The sequence below is a fragment of the Paraburkholderia sp. CNPSo 3281 genome, assembly GCF_024206515.1.
GTDB classification, from domain to species: Bacteria; Pseudomonadota; Gammaproteobacteria; order Burkholderiales; family Burkholderiaceae; genus Paraburkholderia; species Paraburkholderia nodosa.
This window is the reverse complement of sequence record NZ_JAMBPS010000005.1, coordinates 192,470-213,459: the sequence shown is the minus strand read 5'-3', so window position 1 is coordinate 213,459 and position 20,990 is coordinate 192,470. Positions and strand designations below refer to the sequence as shown.

General features: G+C 60.9%; 21 protein-coding genes and 2 pseudogenes. 14 read left to right on the top strand and 9 right to left on the bottom strand.

What is annotated here, in order from left to right; all coding sequences use genetic code 11:
• Positions 1 to 43 precede the first annotated feature (43 nt).
• Positions 44 to 451, bottom strand: a complete 408-nt coding sequence (locus tag M3I56_RS08545; RefSeq protein ID WP_254353417.1) for a hypothetical protein — start codon at positions 449 to 451, stop codon at positions 44 to 46.
• An 863-nt stretch (positions 452 to 1,314) separates the two neighbouring features.
• Between M3I56_RS08545 and M3I56_RS41350 the strand changes: the two genes are divergently transcribed.
• Complete coding sequence (locus M3I56_RS41350; RefSeq protein ID WP_254353416.1) at positions 1,315 to 4,230, top strand: CHAT domain-containing protein; 2,916 nt, start codon at positions 1,315 to 1,317, stop codon at positions 4,228 to 4,230.
• A gap of 1,048 nt (positions 4,231 to 5,278) precedes the next feature.
• On the opposite strand, the gene M3I56_RS08535 is transcribed toward M3I56_RS41350, so the two are convergent.
• From M3I56_RS08535 to M3I56_RS08520, 4 genes are all read right to left on the bottom strand, one after another.
• Positions 5,279 to 5,545, bottom strand: coding sequence for a Txe/YoeB family addiction module toxin (locus M3I56_RS08535; protein ID WP_302056719.1), 267 nt, complete (start codon positions 5,543 to 5,545; stop codon positions 5,279 to 5,281).
• On the bottom strand, positions 5,542 to 5,802 hold the full coding sequence (locus tag M3I56_RS08530; protein WP_069262059.1) for a type II toxin-antitoxin system Phd/YefM family antitoxin: 261 nt from the start codon (positions 5,800 to 5,802) through the stop codon (positions 5,542 to 5,544). The genes M3I56_RS08535 and M3I56_RS08530 overlap by 4 nt, the downstream gene beginning before the upstream one ends.
• A 55-nt stretch (positions 5,803 to 5,857) precedes the next feature.
• Positions 5,858 to 6,037 (bottom strand): hypothetical protein, encoded by a 180-nt coding sequence (locus tag M3I56_RS08525; protein WP_254353415.1) that lies wholly within the window; start codon positions 6,035 to 6,037, stop codon positions 5,858 to 5,860.
• Between the two features lie 596 nt (positions 6,038 to 6,633).
• Positions 6,634 to 7,449 carry an IS110 family transposase gene (locus M3I56_RS08520; RefSeq protein ID WP_254353414.1) on the bottom strand — a complete coding sequence of 272 codons (816 nt, stop codon included), beginning with the start codon at positions 7,447 to 7,449 and terminating at the stop codon, positions 6,634 to 6,636.
• A 138-nt stretch (positions 7,450 to 7,587) separates the two neighbouring features.
• On the opposite strand from M3I56_RS08520, the pseudogene M3I56_RS41010 reads away from it, so the two are divergent.
• Positions 7,588 to 7,698 (top strand): annotated as a pseudogene (locus tag M3I56_RS41010) (helix-turn-helix domain-containing protein); the annotation flags it as partial.
• Between the two features lie 212 nt (positions 7,699 to 7,910).
• On the opposite strand, the gene M3I56_RS08510 reads toward M3I56_RS41010, so the two are convergent.
• Positions 7,911 to 8,927, bottom strand: a complete 1,017-nt coding sequence (locus M3I56_RS08510; protein ID WP_309249139.1) for a putative sulfate exporter family transporter — start codon at positions 8,925 to 8,927, stop codon at positions 7,911 to 7,913.
• A gap of 370 nt (positions 8,928 to 9,297) precedes the next feature.
• On the opposite strand from M3I56_RS08510, the gene M3I56_RS08505 reads away from it, so the two are divergent.
• From M3I56_RS08505 to M3I56_RS08465, 9 genes and pseudogenes are all read left to right on the top strand, one after another.
• A complete protein-coding gene (locus M3I56_RS08505; protein ID WP_254353413.1) occupies positions 9,298 to 10,308 on the top strand; it encodes a LysR substrate-binding domain-containing protein in 1,011 nt (336 codons plus the stop codon).
• Positions 10,309 to 10,536: 228 nt separating this feature from the next.
• Positions 10,537 to 10,656, top strand: a pseudogene (locus M3I56_RS41585) (SDR family oxidoreductase); the annotation flags it as partial.
• 136 nt (positions 10,657 to 10,792) lie between these two features.
• A complete protein-coding gene (locus M3I56_RS08495) occupies positions 10,793 to 11,695 on the top strand; it encodes a LysR substrate-binding domain-containing protein (protein WP_254353411.1) in 903 nt (300 codons plus the stop codon).
• Positions 11,696 to 11,856: 161 nt separating this feature from the next.
• The gene (locus tag M3I56_RS08490; protein ID WP_254353410.1) at positions 11,857 to 13,089 is read left to right on the top strand and encodes a PLP-dependent aminotransferase family protein; all 1,233 of its coding nucleotides are present in this window, start codon (positions 11,857 to 11,859) and stop codon (positions 13,087 to 13,089) included.
• A complete protein-coding gene (locus M3I56_RS08485; protein WP_254353409.1) occupies positions 13,086 to 13,310 on the top strand; it encodes a DUF3311 domain-containing protein in 225 nt (74 codons plus the stop codon). Before M3I56_RS08490 ends, M3I56_RS08485 begins: the two co-directional genes overlap by 4 nt.
• Positions 13,307 to 14,830: a monocarboxylate uptake permease MctP gene (gene mctP / locus M3I56_RS08480; protein WP_254353408.1), complete on the top strand. Its 1,524-nt coding sequence runs from the start codon at positions 13,307 to 13,309 to the stop codon at positions 14,828 to 14,830. Before M3I56_RS08485 ends, mctP begins: the two co-directional genes overlap by 4 nt.
• Positions 14,814 to 15,500, top strand: a complete 687-nt coding sequence (locus M3I56_RS08475) for a class I SAM-dependent methyltransferase (protein ID WP_254353407.1) — start codon at positions 14,814 to 14,816, stop codon at positions 15,498 to 15,500. Before mctP ends, M3I56_RS08475 begins: the two co-directional genes overlap by 17 nt.
• A gap of 22 nt (positions 15,501 to 15,522) precedes the next feature.
• Complete coding sequence (locus tag M3I56_RS08470) at positions 15,523 to 16,389, top strand: MBL fold metallo-hydrolase (protein WP_254353406.1); 867 nt, start codon at positions 15,523 to 15,525, stop codon at positions 16,387 to 16,389.
• Entirely contained in the window at positions 16,386 to 16,595 is a 210-nt protein-coding gene (locus M3I56_RS08465; RefSeq protein WP_254353405.1) for a hypothetical protein, read from the top strand. The genes M3I56_RS08470 and M3I56_RS08465 overlap by 4 nt, the downstream gene beginning before the upstream one ends.
• Before the next feature lie 384 nt (positions 16,596 to 16,979).
• Here the strand turns inward: M3I56_RS08465 and M3I56_RS08460 are convergent, their stop codons facing one another.
• Positions 16,980 to 17,843 (bottom strand): LysR family transcriptional regulator, encoded by an 864-nt coding sequence (locus M3I56_RS08460; protein WP_254353404.1) that lies wholly within the window; start codon positions 17,841 to 17,843, stop codon positions 16,980 to 16,982.
• A 141-nt stretch (positions 17,844 to 17,984) separates the two neighbouring features.
• On the opposite strand from M3I56_RS08460, the gene M3I56_RS08455 reads away from it, so the two are divergent.
• Both M3I56_RS08455 and M3I56_RS08450 read left to right on the top strand, forming a co-directional pair.
• Positions 17,985 to 18,776, top strand: coding sequence for an SDR family oxidoreductase (locus M3I56_RS08455; RefSeq protein WP_254353403.1), 792 nt, complete (start codon positions 17,985 to 17,987; stop codon positions 18,774 to 18,776).
• A gap of 71 nt (positions 18,777 to 18,847) precedes the next feature.
• Positions 18,848 to 19,459, top strand: a complete 612-nt coding sequence (locus tag M3I56_RS08450; protein WP_254353402.1) for a LysE family translocator — start codon at positions 18,848 to 18,850, stop codon at positions 19,457 to 19,459.
• A 231-nt stretch (positions 19,460 to 19,690) separates the two neighbouring features.
• Here the strand turns inward: M3I56_RS08450 and M3I56_RS41580 are convergent, their stop codons facing one another.
• Positions 19,691 to 19,897, bottom strand: coding sequence for a helix-turn-helix domain-containing protein (locus M3I56_RS41580; protein WP_375541691.1), 207 nt, complete (start codon positions 19,895 to 19,897; stop codon positions 19,691 to 19,693).
• The gene (locus M3I56_RS41575; RefSeq protein WP_375541698.1) at positions 19,831 to 20,034 is read right to left on the bottom strand and encodes an HTH domain-containing protein; all 204 of its coding nucleotides are present in this window, start codon (positions 20,032 to 20,034) and stop codon (positions 19,831 to 19,833) included. Before M3I56_RS41575 ends, M3I56_RS41580 begins: the two co-directional genes overlap by 67 nt.
• Before the next feature lie 97 nt (positions 20,035 to 20,131).
• Between M3I56_RS41575 and M3I56_RS08445 the strand changes: the two genes are divergently transcribed.
• Positions 20,132 to 20,815, top strand: a complete 684-nt coding sequence (locus tag M3I56_RS08445) for a hypothetical protein (RefSeq protein WP_254353401.1) — start codon at positions 20,132 to 20,134, stop codon at positions 20,813 to 20,815.
• Positions 20,816 to 20,990 lie beyond the last annotated feature (175 nt).

The window sequence follows — 20,990 nt, the reverse complement described above, 5'->3', positions numbered from 1 at the left end:
GCCAGGCCAAGGTGCGATCAGCGCGGCGACCGCACCGCCACCACTACGTTTCCGGAACAAAAAACGCACTAGCCGGCATTTCAGACATTACTGCCGCCGTACACGTTTTCAGGAGCCGGGAATTGGCGATCTTGTCGGGACTAGATATATCGATGTGGCGCTGCCGTTCGAGAGCACGCAAATAATCGGCCTTCAACTCCTCGTCGTAGGTCCCGCGCTGTTCGATTTTGCGGCGTATCGTTTCCAGGTCGTACTCGAGGGCCTGATAGGAGGCGATAGTTGTTTCGTAGGCTTTCAGCGTTCTTCTGAACTGAATCGCCGGCCGGATGGCTGCGACGAAGGCGGAAAACGTCCCAAGGGCTTGCCAGACGTGTCTGCCCATGTCCGTTTTGAAGAACCACAGGCCGGCGACCGCCGACGTGGGGGCCGCAATGACGAGCGCCGTGTCCATAGCCATATCCAAATGTTCGAGGCGGCGCAGTCGTTGACTGTAATATCGGACATTGAGCCGAGCAGTACGAAGCATGTCATAGACCGCCCAGACAGGATGGTTCTCGCGTTCCATAATTCCCCCGTACACGTGCGGAGCACAACAATGATAGTCAAGAAACCCAGCAAAGGCGTTCTCGTAATGCCGGCGGCGCTGTTGTGCTGGTCGACTCTCACTATGGCTGGGGTGCCCGAAACGGACACACCTGCTCAAGGGAGCGTGAAGACCCTGCCGCGCGCCGCGAATGCACAGCCTGAAGACGGCGCAAGCGGCGCCACTTCGAAGCCGGACAAGGGGGATGCGCCACCCGTGACACGCAGCCTCGTTCCGGATAACGCCAAGCCCAGCGTCGATCCCACACAACCGTGGCCGCGTCGCGGAGCGGTTGATGAATCGAAGTAGGGCCTCACCCGTCGCGGTGGGGCGAACCAGATTGCTTTGAGGCCTTTGTGGCGCAAAGGCTCAATTCCTCCGCTGTTTCAATAGGAGGGTTAGGAGGGCGGCCGACGCTCGTCCGACACAACGAAGCCGGGAACCGCGCGGCGCGCTGACGTAGGGAAATCAAAACTGTCCCGTTGTGTGGTCCACCGCACATTGTTACGACCGGCAAACGTGGTTGATTAGGTACCGGGCGCTGCCCGCTGGGGGACCGGAATCAGATTCGCGATAGCCTGCGTGAGCAACCAATTGCGCGGTTGCGAGCGCTTGTCGAGGCGCGGCGCCTGCTGAAATAGTTCGCAGGCAGACGGCTGTTCGACTCGCCGGGATACGCGCGACGAACGCCGTACGGTTCGAGCAGACCCACGCGGCGCGAGGAAGGTGTCGTGCAAATCCATTCTCATTGCCAGTTTCCCGCGTTTGTTTCGCAATTCGCGCCGGCGTTTTGCGTGCTCGTGTGTGTCGCGTGCTCTTCCCCCCAAACGTCTCATCAGGCCTCGAGTTTGTTGAACGCCCCACCTGCGGCCTCCGCTCCTTCACAGCAGTCGCGGGCGCAGGCGGTCGCCGAACACGAGAAGCAGATCCAGCAACAACTGGTCAACACTTCAGACGGCGAGCAGAGATTCACAATGCTCAAATCGGTTTCCAGCGAGTATTTCGCGGCCGGCATGGTGACCGATTCCATGCGTGTACGCGAGCAGATCGTTGAAGACCGGCACATACCCGCTGGGCGTCGCTCGCTCGAGGCTTCAGATCTCGCCCGGTCCTATGCGCTAGAGAGCGACTGGGCACGCAGTGAGCGCCTCATTGGGCGTGCCACGTCATTGGCAAAGGAAACGACGCCGGCTGAACTCGAAACGCTGCCGCGCGAACCTGCCTATGCGTACTATGGCGCCGAGGCTGAAATTGCGCGGCGCCGCGAAAATCATCATCAGGAAGCACTAATCAAGCGCCGCGAAGACTTTGACCTGGCGTGGCGTAACCTCAACGATCCCTCGCTCAGTGAAAAGCGTCATCGCGTGGCGGCCAACGAACTGCTTTCCGTCACCACGGAGCTGGTTCGGCTTCTCGTGCAGAACAATCGCCGCGGCGAAGCGCTCAGTTACGCGAATGAAATGCGCTGGAATGCCGATAACCTCGCTCAGTTGAAACCCTCGGACGTTCAGCGGGCGGGTCTCGCTCACGCGCTCGCCATTGCCCTTTCATCCAACGACGACTACGAAAGTGCGCTCACGGCCATCGATGATGCGCTCGACGGCTACCGTCGGGCCGGCGTCGAGCCATGGAGCGGCTCGTACGCGGATGCGCTGCGAATGCGGCTGATGATTGCGCTTGCCTTAGGCCGGATCGGCGACTACCGTGCCGACGCGGACGCTTACGAAAATTCGGCCTCAATCAATCCTGTCGTGGGGCAATCGATAAGGGATGGCGAGCGTGAATCGCTGGTCGCAGCGGCGCACGGGCAGTGGGCTGTCGCAACAAGTCACATAGCCGCCGACAAGGCCAAAGATCTGCGCCAGCAAGGCCCGGAAAGCCCGTTCTACAAGTACAAGGCCGCGATGCAGATGCTCTATATGCTTGAGGACCCGTCATTGAAGGTCAATAACGCCGACATTGCTGCGTACGTCGATCCCATCCTCGGCAGCGAGGACGAAGGCAACGACTCGCCGACGCGCGGAGCCTACGACGAAGACGGGGCATTGGCGGCCTCGTTGAGCCGGCTGACGCAGGGCGACGCTCAGGACCAGGCGCTGGCGTTCCGTATCGCTGAGCTTTTCCACATGAACGCGACACAGGGGGCCATGAGCGATGGCGCGGCACGCCTCGCGGCGGCGACGCCACAACTCCGCGCACTGATCGAACAGGAACGCGCGCTCAGTGACCAGAGCAACGATGCGCACCGAAAAATGGCTCAAGGACAGGTGCGCCTCGACGCCGTGAATCAGGCTTCAACACAGGCCGTGAATCGCGCAAGGAACAACCTGGAGAGCGAGGACAGTGCGCTGCGCGAAACCGAAGATCGACTGCATGCGTTGCGTAAGCAGATTGCGGCGCAGTTCCCCGCATACCGGCATCTCACGGCGCCGGTCATTCCGTCGCCCACTGCGCTTGGCAGTGTGCTGCGAGGTGGGGAGGTATATGTCAACTTCTATGCGGGGCGCGACGCTAGCTATGCGTTCATCGTGCAGCCGGGCGGCACATTCCATGCCGTTCGGATCGCGGCAACGCGCGCGGACCTGCGCAAGCTGGTTGTCGCGCTGCGAAGGGGTTTCGACATGGGCCGGCCGCCGACGACACCTGATGATTCCGGCGGGTTTGACCTCGCGGCCGCAGCAGGGCTCTATCAGACGCTGATCGCACCGGTTGAAGGCGAATTACGGGGCTTCACGACGGTCTACATTGCCACCAGCGGCCTTCTGGCGAGCGTGCCGTTCGACGCACTTTTGATGCGTCCCACCGCCAGCCTCGCGCAGGCCAACTGGTGGATTGACACAGCCATCCCCGTGCGCATTCCCAGCGCTTCCGCGCTCGTCTTTGCACGCAGTCTTCCGGCGCCTCACGCGAACGAACCGCTCGTCGCATATGCCGATCCGAGCTTCGATGGCCGTGACACTGCCGCCGCCCCCATACCTGTGGCTGCGGATGCAGGGGGCACCGCGCGAGCGTTTCCGCTCGATCAATCTACGCGTAGTCTCGATTACCATCGCGTGACGCCACTTCCCGAAACGCTTGACGAGGCTCGAGCGATTGCCAGCGCGCTAGGTGCGCCAGAGCAGAGTGTAATATCGGGCACACGCGCCTCGCGTAGCATGGTGATGAAGACCGACCTCTCGAACGATCGCGTCGTACTCTTCGCGACCCACGGAATCGTGCCCGGCGAGGTGCCTGGGTGGCGTAAGGCCGGCCTCGCGCTGGCCTACGAAGGCAGCGGACTCGATGATTCAATTCTGACGTCCGATGACATCATCACTTTACGATTGAACGCAGACTGGGTGGTGCTTTCGGCGTGCAACACGGGGCTCGCGACAGGAAACGCGGGCGACGCGATTTCCGAACTCTCGCGCGCGTTCTTCGCAAGTGGTGCGCGTACGATGCTTGTGACGCAGTGGGCGGTCGAATCGCACTCGGCAGCGGCGGTCACTACGGGTGCGTTCCAGTCCTACGCCGCTGATGCAACGCTCTCGAAAGCCGACGCCCTTGCCCACGTCGAGCGAGACATGCTTCACGGAAAGTACGGCAAGTTGTATCGCCATCCGTACTTCTGGGCAGCCTATACCTTGACCGGTGACGCGGCGCGGTAGGCTCGCGCCGTTTGTCACCCAACCTATAACAATATGAGGGTCCGCGTGGCTGGAAATATCGACGTCCGGGCAGCTATGGAGGCCTGCCATTTCCGTAAGTGGTCGTAGCGAGCGACTTCTCAACTTCCGATACCCGCCGTTGTGCCGCAAAAGGTTCGACCGCCAGCATCGGGTCGAGAGGACGCATCCGACCGAGAGCTGACATTCATAGTCGTGCGGGTGTGGATTGCTGAAGACCGACCTGAAGCTGCCTCACGAACTGCGTCATCGGAACGGCTGCCTTGGTCGATGACTTGTCGCCGAGCATCGGTACGGAATGACCCATCCTCTCCAAAACCCGCCCTTTGGCCTGATACTGCCCGAGAGATACCAGCGGCGCGAGATACCTCGATCGTTTGCGCGCCGAAGCGTTCCCCCTTGCTTGGGCGCTTCCATTGCCTGATTCCGCTGCAGGCGCCCGGATCACCAACTCGCTCGACATCCACGAGGCGTCAAGCTGTTCGCCACGCGAATCTTGACACTACAGGTCGACTGTCAACCGAAGGGGCATTAACGCGCCCCCAGCTCTTCCAAAACGCCGGGACCGCCTCGCGCTGCTGGCATATGTGCGCGCCCGGCAGCCTGTAAATTGAAGCGCAAGGATCACCGCTTTCGCCACGCAGGTGATTGTCGGGAGACGGCGATGTGGTGTCGATCCGATGAATCCCGGCTGGGGCTCGTCATGCACGGGAATGCCGCCTCAAGCACTGACCGGCCTCGCCTTCATGCCTGCCTGCATGCAGGCATTGCTCCGTCAGGTGACCGGTCCTGGTCAACGGCGCGCAGGCGCGTGCGCGTACTGATGAGCGGCTACCCTTTCCTGGACGCAAATGCTTCGACCGCAAAGCGAAGCGACGCTCCCCAGCAGAAGTGCCCCAGATCAGCAAAAGACAGCTTGCAGGTCAAATGCGTTCCGATCTGCCGCTTACCGATTCGCGTTCGGGATGGGCCGGCAGGCACGCATAGAGAATTCTGGCAGCCTCGCAATGCAGCTGGACGCCGGCGTCGATCAGTAATGGTAGCGACACGAAATGATGTTGATCTGCGTGCGGTCTATTTCGTAGACCAGACGATTCGTCTCATCGATCCGGCGTGACCAGAAACCCGTCAGGTTTTCCTTCAATGGCTCGGGCTTGCCAATGCCCTCAAACGGGGAGCGCTGCGTATCCTTGATGAGTTGATTGATCCGCTTTAACGTCTTTCTATCCTGCCCCTGCCAGTAGACATAGTCGTCCCATGCCTCGGCGGTCCACATGATGTTCAAGGCGCCGCTCATTCGCTGTCTTCGACCAGCTTGCGGGACTTGACCTTGCCCGACCTTGCCTGCGCGATTGAGCGCTCCAGATGGGCTACGTTGGCCGGGGAGCGCAGCAGGTGGACCGTTTCCATCAAACTGTCGTAATGCTCCTGAGACATGACGATCGCGTTGGGTGCGTCCCGCCGGGTAATGAGCGTAACGTCTACGTCATCCACTACCTGGTCAATGACGCGCTTCAGATTCGCGCGGGCGTCTGAAAAGGGAATTGTGCGCATGCATCCTCCTTCGAGGCAGATTTGTACCAAATATCGTACAAGTCTACCACGCGCCTTAGTCATGTACAAGTACCTGTACATATCCTGCTGCACGCATCGCCAGCTTCCTGCGACGAGTAAATTGGAGCGCATGAGACGCAAAATCACCCGGCAACACGTCCCAGTTGTACCAGTTGAGGCCCAGGACGACAGAAGAGAACACCACATCGGGCCCGATCTGTATGAAATTGTTCATGGCCCCTTCGGCCCGGTTAGCGCTATGTCGGCGTCGCCGATCACTGCAAAGACTGCTGACGCCGTCAGTTCACTCAATTCTGCTGCCCGCTCGCCGTGAGGATAATCGAGCGCGAGGGCGCACGCACATCGCCCGAATGCCCGTCAGATGCCCATCCTCGCTGCGACCTCGTGTGAAGCGCACCGGACGCCCTTCACCTTCACGCACTGGCGCGCAGATGCATGCCCACGAGATTCGCATCACTTGTGACGTTCACCCTCAACGCGTCGACGCGCGTGAGCATGCATCCGGTTTTTCGCTCGTCTGGTTGCAGAACTGGTTTGCACCAGTCATGCATCGGGATCAAGGCGAGGGCCGGAGTCCTGGCTTTCGCCCGTGGCTCAAGCAAGAGCCCCAGAAAACCATCGGTACCAGACCGTTGTCCACGGGAGTATTCACCAATGATCGGCTTGCTGCGTTAGCAGTGCCAGGCTCATTTCGGCTCATGGTCTGGGCATCCCAGCGGTCGCTGATTAAGGGGGCGGCGGGAGCGCGTGGCCCAATCACTAGCTTGGGTTCAAGCCAACACATTTACCGGGCTCACGGCCCCGCCGGATCTAACCAAAGCATTTGGTCATCTCGAATGGTTTCCCGTCTCGCAACATGTAGAAAGCCGCGCGCGCGAGCTTGTGCGCGAGCGCCTTCATAGCGACCACGGGCATGCGCCGGGCTTTCTTGCGCTCATAGAAGCGTCTCGCCTGCGGACAGCTGCGCATGGCAACAGCGGCAGCTTCGATGAAAGCCCAGGAGAGATACTTGTTGCCGTTCTTGGCATTGCCTTCGCCTTTCTTCCTGCCATTCGAGACGCGCCTGCTTTCAACGCGCCGACAGTACGAGCTGAACTGACCGACAGTACGGAAGCGGGAAATGTTGCCCGTTTCCAGCATGATCGTAGTCGCGAGTGTGACTCCGATACCAGGCGTGGTTTTGAGGATTGCAAACTCGGGACGCAGTTTTGCTTCGCGATGAAGTATCGACTCGATTACCCGGATCTGTGCTTGCAGGGTATGCACGACCGCCAAGTTTGCCGCCAGAGCAGCCTCGATATGCAGTGGCAAACCAAGCGAGGCTACAGCCGCGCTATCGAGATGGCGGACCTGCTCTGCGTTGAGGCGCAGATTCATCTGCCTAGCCAGGATGTTCTCGATGCTAAGCGTATTCAGCGTGCTTTGCTGTACGAGTTGCATGCGCTTGCGGGCGAGATCACGCAGGCCTCGCTCCTCCGGCGGATAGATGTAACCTTCTGGCAGTAGTCCAAGGCGGAAGATATGTGCGAGAAACACGGCATCTCGTTCATCGCCGGCGTACTTTAGGCCCTCGTGCTGCTTAATGGCCGCGGTGTTGGCCAGATGGACGGCAAAGCCCGCGGCCACCAAGTCATCGACAGCCAGTACCAGTTATAGGTTGGTTCCACCACGACCCCTTGTCATCGGCACCTGTAAATTGATACACCGTCGGCACTGAGGAATTGATACACCTCGACGAAGGGATAATGGCCGCTTTGAGCGGCGATGATCTCGTACGAGGGATACATGCAGATCAGGATATTGCACAAGCAGGGTAAGAGCCTGCGTGCCATTGCTTGTGAGGTTGGCTGCTCAGTCAACACGGTAAGGAAGTATCTGGCGGCGCAGGACGGGCCGACGTTTCGGCCCGCAGCGAGTCCGCGTGAGTCGATACTGAAACCGTTCGAGGCCTATCTACGGGCAAGGATCGCGGCGGCGTCACCGGACTGGATTCCAGCGACAGTTCTGTGGCGCGAGATTCAGTCGAAGGGGTTCCCCGGTGGCGAGCGCATTGTGCGCAAGTTCGTCGCCACGACCGAACGGCAACATCATGCAATCCGCAATATGTGGATCAGCACCAGACTCATCATCGCCAACGCGAGTATCGAAAGAACCACCGCCGACGTGACGCGCGGCCCCGCCTTTGCGACGGTACGCAGATCGGTACCTAAACCCAAGGCAGCCATTGAAACGACAGTGAGCGCGTTGCCTAGCTGGCTTGCCGGCGGCAACAGCGGCATCGGAATCAGCCCCGTCGCCCGTGCCGCGCACAGGAGAACGAAGCCAACGATGAACCATGGCACCAGCTTCGTCAGACGAACCATATCGGGCCGCGTCGTCGCGTTGTCGCTCGGCTCTGACGTTCCTGTTTTCGCATCACGCCCAGGTGCAAGCGTAGAGAGGAACAGCATCACCGGTCCGAGCATGAGCACACGCACCAGTTTGACCAGCGTGCCAATGTGCACACTGACGGTTGAAACGGGTACAGTCGCGGCAAGCACCTGTGGCACCGCATAGACGGTCAAACCTGCCAATGTCCCATACTGCACGGCGTTCAGATGAAGTACCGTGGACAGCAGCGGCAAGCCAAGCACAACTGCAACGCCAAGCACCGCTGTGAAGGCGATCGACGCAGCAACATCGTCACGGCTCGCGCCAATCACGGGCGCAACCGCTGCGATGGCCGAATTTCCACAGATTGAATTTCCGCACGCGATCAGCAGCGCCATGCGCCGTGGCAACTTCAGTGCGCGTCCGATTCCGTAGCTCACAAGGATGGCCGCGATGACGATCGCAACGATGCCCGACAGCAAGTTGACGCCGGCCCCTTGCAATGCGGCGGCCGTAAACGATGCACCGAGCAGCATGACGGAGATTTCCAGCAAGGTTTTCGCGCTGAACGTAATCCCGCCTGTCCAACGCTCACCTGGCGTCCATATGATACGGACCTGCGCGCCAACGAGGATCGCTAGCACGAGTGATTCAAGCCATACATGACCGAATAGACGCGCTTGCAGCGATTGCAGCAGCCATGCGATCAGGCACACTCCGATACATAGTGCCACGCCGGGAATCAGTCCAATAAGGTAACCAGGCTCAACGGGATTCCTGCTTCGGGATGTTGGGCGATTCGGGGAAGGAGATGACATGTCGACACCAGTCGGTTAAACGGAGCGACTAGGCTATGCGTCCTCCGACATTGTGAAAAATATGAAATAGGCATCGGCGCTCTGACTTTGAGTTATGCCCAACTCGTATCCAGAATCTGGCAGCCCCTTTAAGGTGATCGTTTCCCGCAGGAAACAGTGTTGCTCTTGCGAGATCCTTTATTGGCAAATGGAACGCCACTACTATCGTGACCATCGCGTGCTAAACCATTGGTCATTGAATCTCGGACCATGAATCTGCCACAGCAATTTTCGCGGGCCGTCGCCAATGAATTTCACTCATCTGTTTGCGTTCTACGAAGTTGCCCGTGCAGGCAGCTTGAGCGGCGGCGCTCTGCGCCTGCGGGTGAGCCAGCCCGCCGTTAGCCGCGAGGTCAAGGAACTGGAGGAGCGTCTCGGTGTTCTGCTGTTCGACAGGCTGCCCCGAGGCGTGGCTCTCACCTATGCAGGAAAACTGTTATTCGGTTACGCGGAACGGATATTCACCCTCGCCGAGGCGGCCCGATCCGAATTGAAGGAAGTCGCCGGTCTGAGCTCAGGACATCTGACAATAGGCGCGAGCGCAACACTCGGTGTCTATCTCGTGCCGAAGATGATCGCCGAATTCACCACGCTTTATCCGAAGGTCAGCATCGAACTGACTGTGACCAACACTCACGAAGTCGTAAACGGCCTGGGCAACGGCAACTTCACGCTAGGTTTCATCGAGGGTCCATACGAAGAAGCACGCCTGTATGCGCAATATATTGGCTCCGACGAAATCGTACTCGCGGCCGCACCGGGGTATCGGCAAGGCAACGGGCGACTGTTCGCGCGCGATCTTGCAGCACAGATGGTGATCCTGCGCGAACCGGGTTCGGGTACGCGAGCGGTAGTCGAATGCGCGTATCAGCGCGCCGGGCTCGAGATGATACCGTCGATGTCCGTGAGCGACACCGAGGCCATCAAGCGCATGCTGGTTGCGCAACAGACCATGGCCTACGTGTCCTCGCTTAGTATCGGTGAGGAAATCGCTCGTGGCGAACTCCGCACACTGGAGGTGGCCGACATGCGAATCGAGCGCGCGCTGCATCTGGTCTGGCTCAAGGGGCGTTCGCTTTCGCCTTGCAGTCAGGCTTTCTTCGAACTCGCCCTCGAGCATACGGCGCATGCGGAAGGCCATTCCCCCGTCACGCTGAACGTCGCGCACCTGCACCGGCGCGCCGACGTTTCCCACGGCCTGCTCGCTCCCGGAATGCCCGCGCATCTTCCGCAAACGCCGCAACCAGATAGTCCATGATGCGGTGCCGCTTGCGCGGTACATGACGATCTCTGTGATAAGCCTCACATACTCGGTGCCCAGCACATCCGACGTGCCAACACGGACCACGCCACTCCGCAACGTATCAGCACCGCCCGCGCGCAGCTCAAGTTCCAGCGCACTGCTGTCCAACTGCGTCGCGACGTCGATCAGTGCACGGGCTGCGTCTGTCGGCAAATAGCCGCGGGGCGTGCGCAGAAACAGGCCGCGGACGTCACGTTGCGGCGCCTCGGTCGTCCGGAGGAACTCGGCGCGCTGGTCGCGTTTCTGGCGTCTCCCCGCGCGAGCTATATCAACGGCGCAACGATCCAGGTCGACGGTGGCCTCGGCAACGGCATTCCATGTTCCGCGAGGGTGGCGCGCGTCGGCGCGCGGCGCCGTTTCGCCCAGCATTCCGAAAGACGAGCACCGCCCTGAAAGCGGTCTAAAATTGATTCATTGTCTCAGTACGGAAACGATTGCCATGATCGATCTCAATGACCTGTACTACTTTTCGGTCGTGGTCGAGAAACGCGGCTTTTCCGCTGCGGCCGATGCAATCGGGATTCCCAAGGGCACCCTTAGCAAACGCCTGCAGGCATTGGAGCAGGCGCTGGGGCTGCGCCTCGCGAACCGCACGACGCGCAAGTTCTCGCTCACCGAGGCCGGCGTGGACTTCCACGCGCACTGCCTGCGCGTAATGAACGAGGTACGCAATGCCGAGCAGGCCGCACAGGCGCGCCTGACGGAGCCCGTCGGACGCGTACGCATTACGTGTGCGGCTGGCATCGTCCGCATGGCGCTCGATAGCGTGCTGCCGCCGTTTCTCGCCGTGCATCCGAAAATCGACATCGATCTGATGACCTCCAGCCGCTATGTCGACATCGTTGAAGAAGGGTATGACATTGCGCTGCGCAGCCATACCGAGCCGCTGCAAAATTCGTCGCTGATCGCACGGCCCGTCGGGCAAACGCGCGTAGTGCTCGTCGCGAGCCCCACGCTCTTTGCGAATGGACTGCCCTGCGGGCCGGATGAGCTGGACGGCGTGGCCGGCATGCAGCTGGCGCGTCGCGATACCGGCTGCACGTGGTTGCTGCATGCATCGGATGGGCGCACCGCGACCGTTTCCTACCATCCGAGGATTCGCTGCAACGACGCGCCGTTCGCGAAGTTCGCCGCCCAGGCGGGTCTAGGCGTCGTCGCTCTGCCCTCGCCGATGTGCAAGGCCGAACTCGCAGACGGGCGGCTCGTGCGTGTCCTGCCCGACTGGCATATTCCACGCGGCACGTTAAGTATCGTCTTTCCCTCGCAACGCGGCATGACGCAAGCGATGCGCGCGACCGTCGACTATCTCGCCGAAGCGTTGCCCGCCTTGATGAACGACTGACACCCTTCGCGAACAGCCTTCATACGAGCGCATGAAAAAAGGCGCAGGCCGCGATTGCGTCGCCGTCCTATCGTTTCCATGCGGAAACAGTTTTACTCCTCGAGCCATCTTTTTCATCGTTTCCCTGCTGTCTACGATGATGCTCTTCAAGGAGCAATCAGATGGCAAATACGTTGTCCCGTGCCGAGCGGCGTATCGCTCAACGTGCGCGGTCGCTGAACAGTTCGGCGATTCGCGAAATTCTCAAGCTTACCGAACGCCCCCACATGATCTCGTTTGCGGGTGGCGTTCCATCGCCCGCCTCCTTTCCGCTCGCCGCGCTGCGCGATGCGTCCGCTCGGGCGACACATGCTTCCGGTGCCGACACCTTCCAGTACAGCGCGACGGAAGGCTATGCGCCATTGCGCGAATGGATCGCGCGCGAGCACTCGACGAGCCAGCATCCTGTCGCGTCGTCAAACGTGCTGATCACGAGCGGCTCCCAGCAGGCGTTCGACCTCATCGGCAAGGTGCTCGTCGATCCGCAAAGCGCAGTGCTCGTGGAGCGTCCGACGTATCTCGGCGCGTTGCAGTCGCTGTCGTTATACGAACCCGAATTCGTGAGCGTGCAGACGGACGAACATGGCATCGTGTCGAAAGCGCTCGAAAACATCGAACCCGAACGTGCCGCGCTGTTGTTTCTGCAGCCGAATTTCCAGAACCCCACGGGTGCACGTCTGTCGTTCCAGCGTCGCAGGAAGATTGCGGAGATTGCGCGGCGCACGGGGCTCATCGTCGTCGAGGACGATCCCTATGCCGCGCTCGCGTTCGACGGCGGACAGTTGCCGTCCATCCATTCGATGGCGCCCGATAACGTTATTTACCTGGGCTCCTTTTCAAAGGCCCTCGCGCCTGGATTGCGGGTCGGCTACATGATCGTGCCGGGCGCCCTCCAGCAAAAGTTCGTGCAGGTCAAGCAGGCGGCCGATCTGCATAGCTCGACGCTTTCGCAACACATCGTCTACGAGACCGTGCGCGACGGCTTTCTCGAATCACATGCGCCGCGCCTTGCCAGCTTCTATCGCAAGCAATGCGAAGCGATGCTAGCTGCGCTCGACCGGCATATGCCGGAAGGCGTGCGCTGGAATGTGCCCGAAGGCGGCATGTTCATCTGGCTCGCGCTGCCACCCGACATCGACAGCGCGGCGCTACTCCAGGACGCGCTTGCCGTCAACGTCGCATTCGTCCCCGGCGCGCCGTTCTTTGCGCGCGAGCCGCTCCACCACTTCCTGCGCCTGTCCTTCGCGACCGTATCGCCGCAGCAGATCGATTGCGGCATCGAACGGCTGGCTAAGCTCATCAATGCGTACTCCCGTGCGTTTACCCCCCTTCTCGAACTGGATCTCGACCGATGACAACCCGGCTGACTCTTCTGTTGCTTGCCTCGCCAATCGTCGCCGCACTCTGCGTGCCCTTCTACAACCGCGTCACGCCAACGCTCGATGGCTGGCCATTCTTCTACTGGTGGCAAACGGGCTGCGTCCTCGCGGGCGCGCTGCTGACGGGCGCGGCTGGCCTGCTCGACGCGCGCGCCGTGCGCAAGGCCGCAGCGCGATCGCAAGAAGGTGCCGCATGAACGTGATGTCCATAGGTATCTTTGTTGCACTCTTTGCGCTGGTGAGCGCGCTCGGCATGGCGGCGGCGCGATGGCGGCGCGGCGATCTCAGCGCCATTCACGAATGGGGACTCGCCGGTCGGCGCTTCGGCACCGTGATGAGCTGGTTCCTGATCGGCGGAGACCTTTACACCGCGTATACCTTCGTCGCCGTGCCGGCGCTCGTCTTCGCTGCGGGCGCTACGGGCTTCTTTGCGGTCCCGTACATCATCATCACGTTTCCGCTCGGCTTTCTCGTCTTGCCGCGCCTGTGGCGCGTTGCGCGCAAGCATGGTCACGTGACCCTCGCCGACTACATCGAACAGCGCTTTGGCAGCCGCCCACTTGCGCTCGCGATAGCGTTGACAGGCATTCTCGCGACCATGCCGTATATCGCGTTGCAACTGGTCGGCATTCGGGTCACGCTCGGCGCGCTCGGTTTTCCGACGCATGGCTGGCTCGGCGAAGCGCCGCTTTTCGTCGCGTTCGGCGTGCTCGCGGTCTATACGTGGTCGAGCGGATTACGCGCGCCCGCGATGATCGCTGTCGTCAAGGACTTGCTGATCTACGCGACGATCATCGGGGCACTGATCGTGATCCCGGCGCGGCTTGGCGGCTTCGGTCACATGTTTGCGGCGTTGCCGCCAGCGAAGCTGCTGCTGAAAGCGCCGGACGCCACGAGCCTCAACGCCTACTCGTCGTATGCGACACTCGCGCTCGGCTCGGCACTTGCGTTGCTGCTTTATCCGCATTCGATGACGGCAACACTCTCCGCCTCATGCGACCGCGTGATCAGCCGCAACATGGCCTTGCTCCCCGCGTATTCGCTGCTGCTCGCCTTCGTCGCACTGCTTGGTGTGATGGCGCTCGCTGCGGGTGTCGGCGCGATGCCCGAGTACGCGGATCAGTTCCGGCAGTACGGCCCGAACTTCGCGGTGTTCGCACTTTTCCTGCACTACTTCCCTTCGTGGTTCGTCGGCATCGCGTTCGCCGCGATCGGCATCGGCGCGCTGGTGCCCGCGGCGATCATGTCGATTGCCGCGGCCAATCTGTTCACGCGCAACGTGTGGCGGCCGTATTTCGCGCCGTATTGCAGCGCAGCGCGCGAGACCCGCGTGGCAAAGCAGGTTTCGCTGTTCGTCAAGTTCGGGGCGCTGGGTTTCGTGCTGTTCGTGCCCGTGCAGTTCGCGATTCAGTTGCAGTTACTCGGGGGCGTGTGGATTACGCAGACCTTGCCTGCCGTCGTGCTAGGTCTCTTCGTGCCCGCCGTGCGCGCACGCAGTCTGATGGCAGGCTGGATAGCCGGGCTGGGCACAGGAACATGGATGATTGCGGGGAACGGCTTCAAGACCGCGATTTACACGATTCATGTCGGCGCGCTCGCGATGCCTGTTTATGCCGCTGTGATCGCGTTGCTTGCCAACTTCGTCGTCGTCCTCGCGTCGTCGTTCCTCTTCATGAAACCGCAGGAAAAGGGAGTAGAAGGTGACCTCCAGAGCTGATAACAACGATACGCTCGCGGGCATCGACATCGATACCCTGATGTCTCACCTCGCGTGTCCTAGGGCCGAGACCGGCCTCGCGGTTGGCGACATGATGGAGCGCGTCAACGCCGCGTTGATCGACGCAGCCTTCACCAGGCTCGATCTGCGAGCGGACGAACGCATCGTCGAGATCGGGCCAGGCAACGGCGGCCATATCGAATCCGTGCTGATGCGTGCACCGCGGCTCACGCTCGTCGGCATTGACATATCACCGACGATGACTACCTCAGCTCGTGAACGCAACGCCATGTTGCTCGCAAGCGGACGCATCGCGCTCACGACGGCGGACGTCGCCAGCATTCCCTACGGGAACGCCTCGTTCGACAAGGCCATCGCGATCAACAGCGTCTACTTCTGGCCGGACCTGCTGGCGGCCCTTCGGGAAATCCGCCGGGTGCTGCGCGACGAAGGGCAACTGGTGATCGCAGCGATGACACCCGAAGCGGCGCTGTCGATCCCGTTCAGCCGCCACGGCTTTCGCGTCTATGGACCCACCGCTTTTCGCGAAGCCTGCTTCGAAGCCGGCTTCGATCACGTGCAGATCGAACGCTATGTCGATCACGGGTCAGCGGCGCCCGCCCCCGCCGCGCAACGCACGTTCTTTCTCGTGCGCGCTTCCTGCATGTAGCAAATCACGTTTCAGGAGTGTTATGTTTCCCCACGTTCAATCCTTTCATGATGCAGTCACGGGCACTGTCAGTCACATCGTTTATGCGGGCGCCGGTTCGACTTGTGCGGTGATCGACCCAGTGCTGGACTACGATGCGGCGTCAGGGCGCGCATCGACTGCGTCGCTCGATCACATCCTCGCGTTTATCGGTGACCAGCAACTGGTCGTCGGATGGATTCTCGAAACGCATACGCATGCGGATCATCTATCGGGCGCAGTCGAACTGAAACGGCGCATGGGCGGCGCCATCGCTACGAGCGCGCGTGTCGCCGACGTGCGCTCGCTGTTCTCGACGACGTTCGATCTTGCCGATGACCACGGCTTTGATTGTCTATTCGGCCCCGAGGAAGAATTCACGATCGGCACAATGACGGCGCGTGCAATTCCGACACCTGGACACACGCCCGCAGACACGGCCTATTTGGTTGGCGATGCGCTGTTCGTCGGCGATACGCTGTTCATGCCCGACTTGGGCACGGCACGCTGCGATTTCCCGGGTGGCGATGCGCAAACGCTCTACGCGTCGATCCGGCGGCTCCTGGCACTGCCCGAATCGACTCGCGTATTTGTCTGTCACGACTACCCGCCTGCGGGGCGTGACGTCCGCTTCTCGACGACGATTGCCGAACAACGGCAATACAATATTCATGTGCGCGACGGCATTGGCGAAAGCGAATTCGTTGCAATGCGAACCACGCGCGATCTCACGTTGAAGGTGCCCGCGCTACTGTTTCCCGCGATGCAGGTGAATCTGCGCGGCGGACGGCTGCCGGCTTCCGACCGAAATGGCCGCCGCTATATGCGGATTCCGATCGACGAGGCGCATTTCGTCGAGGATCTTTCGTGATCGCCGCGCTGAGCCGGTTGCTTCGGCGCGCTGCCGCTGACTGCGGCAACGTGTCTTGCACCGCCCTGGAAGCGCCGAACTGCACAGCCATCGGCGGAGATGCGCCCCCGCCATCGACGGACGACAGCGCCAACCCGACCGCGCTGGTCGACGAAGAAGTCGAACTCATGCGCTATCTGCTGCTGTCGATGGCTGCTGCCTACTGAACACGGCATCGCTGTTCGTTGCCGTGAACGTTCAACGCTGTGACGTGAAACCCCACCGCCTCACTGCGGTGGGTGCATCGTCGTCGGGCACCACTTTGACGGCCTTCGAAATGAGAAAACGAGCAGGATTCAACGCGACACCCAGTTCGCGCAAGCGCGATGCTGGATCAATCGCCATACGCTATCTGCCTGCGATCCTGTTTCTATTGCTTTTGGCCGTGAATGCGTTCGTCCTTGGCATCGTGGGATAGGCGCACACCTTTTCCAGCACGACTGCCTTTGAGCAACATGAAAATCGACTGCCCTGGTCGACTACCGCCTGATGTGGTCGGCTGTAGCCGGCGGCGGATTCAACCGGTCGATGCAACGATTTGGTTAAATCGCTCAACTGGCGAACTGTCGGGAAATCGCGTCCACGAGAATCCGCACACGCGCGGTGCGATGAAGATCACCGTGTGTCCCGAGCCATACGTCGTAAGCCGCCGTGAGGTCCGGCAGCACGCGCACGAGACCCGCTGCCGCGTCGCCGATATAGGTGGGTAACTCACCGATGCCGGCCCCCGCCTGCAACGCCGAAACGAGCGCAAGAATCGAATTCACCTGCAGGCCGGGCGCACGCATTTTCGCCCGCGCCGGATAGAGCGGCGGGAACCAGCGAATCTTGCCGCCCCCCACCAGCGTGACAAGCTCGTGCGCGAGCACGTCGCTCATATCGGCGAGTGGCGGATGTTCTGCCAGATAGCCTTCGCTCGCATAGAGCGCGGTTGTCAGCCCCGGCAGGCGGCGCACGATCGTCGCGGACTCCACGGGCCGGACGTTGCGCACGACAATATCGCTCTCACGCTGCGACAGGTTTGAAAACGCTGACGCGATATCCACTTCGATCCGGATAGCCGGATATGCTCGCCGTACCGATGCGACCGCCGGCAGCACATAGCCGGTGCCAAGCACATCGGATGTGCCGATGCGCACTATCCCGCTCAACGAAGCGTCCGTGCCACCCGCGTGACGCTCGATCTCGAGCGCACAAGCCTCCATGCGCGTGGCAAGCTCGAGCAGTCCGTCCGCGACTTCCGTGGGTACGTAACCGCGTGGCGTTCGCAGAAACAGTTTTGCCTTGAGGTCGTGTTCGAGCGCCGCGAGCTGGCGACTCACCGTCGGCGAATTGCTGGCGAGTTCGCGCGACGCACCCGCCAGGGTGCGATGCCGGTACACGGCAAGAAAAAATCGCAGTTGATTCCAGTCCATACAAACTCGCCAAGTCTTGTGGTTCCCGACAGCTTATCCTGATCGTTTCATATTTGTAATGGACGATTACAGCATCCTTCATTTATGTTCCACAGGTTCATACCTAGACTTTGTCCCTGTCAACCTCGCAGGAGACGTGTCATGAACCTCAATCTGACTGGAAAAACCGCGCTCGTGCTCGGCGCGTCGCGTGGTCTGGGCCTCGCGAGTGCGATCGAACTTGGACGCGAAGGCGTGAACGTGATGATCGGTTCGCCTGGTAACGAGCGTCATGAGCAGGCGCTGTACCAACTGCGCGAATCAGGCGTGACGAACGCGCAGGCACTGACTATCGACGTTCGCAACGCCGCTCACGCGCAGCGTGCAATCGACGACACCGTCGCCCGCTTCGCGTCTCTCGATATTCTCGTGAACAATGCCGGCGGCCCCCCGTTCGGAGCGTTCGGCGCATTCGACGACGACGCATGGCAAAACGCCTTCGAACTGAGCTTTCTTTCCGTCGCGCGCTTTACCCGGCTTGCGCTGCCGCATCTGCGCCGCACCGGTGAAGGGCGTGTAATCAACATCATCAGCTATTCGGTGCGTCATGCCGTTCAAGGCTCGATTCTCTCGACAAGCATGCGCATGGGCGTTGTCGGTCTGGCGAAATTGCTCTCACGCGAGGCAGGCGATTACGGCATCACGGTCAACAACGTCGCGGCCGGAATGATCCTGACGGACCGGATTCGCGAATCGGCCCTGAAAAACAAGTTCGACGAGGGAAAGAGCGAGCAGCAAGGCCTCGCCGAACTGACTGACGAAGTGCCGCTCAAGCGCCTCGGGCGACCGGAAGAACTTGGCGCGCTGGTCGCGTTTCTGGCCTCCGGACGTGCCAGCTATATCAACGGCACGACCATTCAGGTGGACGGCGGCCTCGGGCGGGCGCTGCTCTGACGGGAGGCACGGAAGCCAACCCTCTCAGCCGAACGGCTTGCTTTGTCCAGCATCTTTTATTGAGGTACCAGATGGCATTTCATACGTGGCTTATCTTTCTCCTGACTTCGGTCGGCATGTCTCTCTCACCGGGTCCGAACGGGCTTCTCGCGATGACGCATGGTGCGATGTACGGGACCCGAAAAACCTTGTTCACCATCGCGGGCGCGCTGTTGGGCTTTGCCGCTGTTATTGCGCTGTGCATGTTCGGCATTGGAGCGCTGGTGAGGGCTTCGGTGCTCTGGCTCACAGTGATCAAGCTGATTGGCGGAGCCTATCTGATCTGGCTCGGCGTGCGCGTGTGGCGCTCCCCGCCGACAACGGTTGAAATGAGCGAAGTACCGGCAGTCGCCAGCGGCTGGTCGCTGTTTCGACTCGGCCTTCTGTCGTCTGCGACCAATCCCAAGGGTTTGCTGTTCTTCAGCGCACTGCTGCCGCAATTTATTGACCCGCACCGCAATCTCGTTTCGCAGTATGCGGCAGTGGCCCTGACCTTCATGGCGACGGAGTTCATCACGGAATATGCACTGGCGAGCGCTGCGAACCGGATTCGACCTTGGCTCGGACGCGTTGGACGACCTTTCAATCGGGTATGCGGGAGTCTCTTCGTCGCGATTGGCACCATGTTGCCGATGCATTTTTGAAGCCACCTTATTGGCGGAATCTTCGGTGTCGAGTCAAAACGTTCTGTCTGATACCCGCAACGTAGATGCCATGGCAAGCCGCAAACCCGAATCATCATGACTGTGCCTACTTTTTTCAGTGTTATCAAACACCAGGTGCTTCTGTACCGTCGCGCATCACGGTGCGGCTCGTGGAGCCTGACTGGATGGATAAGCTCGATGGCTTTACGCTGCTGGTTGAAGCGCTCGTGCTCACGAATAAGTGAGGGACGAGTCTCGTTGTGTGAGCGGCGGGAACGAGTGAGCGCCGCTGCTGACATATTCAGTCGGTGTGACGCCAACCACGCGACGGAATGCCCGACTGAAATTGGCGGTGTCGCTGAAACCAAGCTTTAGTGCCACCTGCTTAATCGTCGCACCAGATTCACACAGCATCTCGCAGGCTCGCGCAAACCACACCGCACCTTGTCGGAAAGCTCGCGAAATGCCAGATTCTCCGCTCTCAGGTGGCGGTCTATCGTTCGGGCGGAGACGTTGAGGCGGCGCGCAAGATCCTCGAGCGTCACCTGCTCGCCTTCGGCTGTGCGCAGCACCATCTCGTAATAGGTATAATCGCCGCCCGGGTGGCGCAAAAATCAAACAAGGGGACATGTCGTGCGCGCGACAATGGCAGCGGTAATGGCAGTTGCGGCAATGAGTGTGACGACGGCGGCCGTGGCCTCCGTCGAGTATCGCGAACAATCGACGCCGCCGGATGTGTGTCACGGCGCCGTCGCGAAACGGACCGAGGCAACAGCTCAGATCGCGGTCGGCGCGGCTGCGGGCAACGCGTGTGTTTGCCAGCCTGCGGGCGCCGGACCGCGCGCCGCGGCAGCCCGCCCTGCACCGCCGTCGGGCGATCATAAAGACCAGGATGACGACGGAGCGCTCAAGGCGGGGGCAGCGATGCTCGGGCTTTGGCCGAAAGACTCCGGGAACCATACAGGTCACGTCGTAACCGGGCAGATTGTCCGCAACGTTCGGCACGAGCCGGTTGCTGCCGCACACGCGCCGGAGGGTGGATCGCATCACGCGTTTAGCTATGGCCGTCGCGCAAACGTTTGGCATGCGCCGAGTACTGTCGCGCGAACGACAACGGACGCGCCGCCGCATCGCACTTCAGCCGGCAACAGTAAGGACAACACCCGGCATAAGCCGGTCGCTCGCGCGCGCCTGGCGGCAAAGATACCGCCGCACAGTGACGGCTCGCGACGTTCGCTCGCAACTGCCGCCGCTCATCCGGTGCCGCAGCATCGCCTCGTCGTCGAGACGAAGCCGATGCAACCGAAGGTGCTGCCGAACTCGCCACGACGGGAATTGCCGCCCATTCTCAGTTGATACTGCATATAAACTGCGCAGAGATTCGCTCTCTGCGCTTCGTTTCGCGCAGCGGCACGTCGTGCGACATTCCCGCCAATCGCTCGATCTGGTCACGGCATGACGCATCGAGAGATCACCTGGCGTTCTCCGGGAGGATGTTCCTGCAGATACGTTTGGGAAACTCCGTTCATGC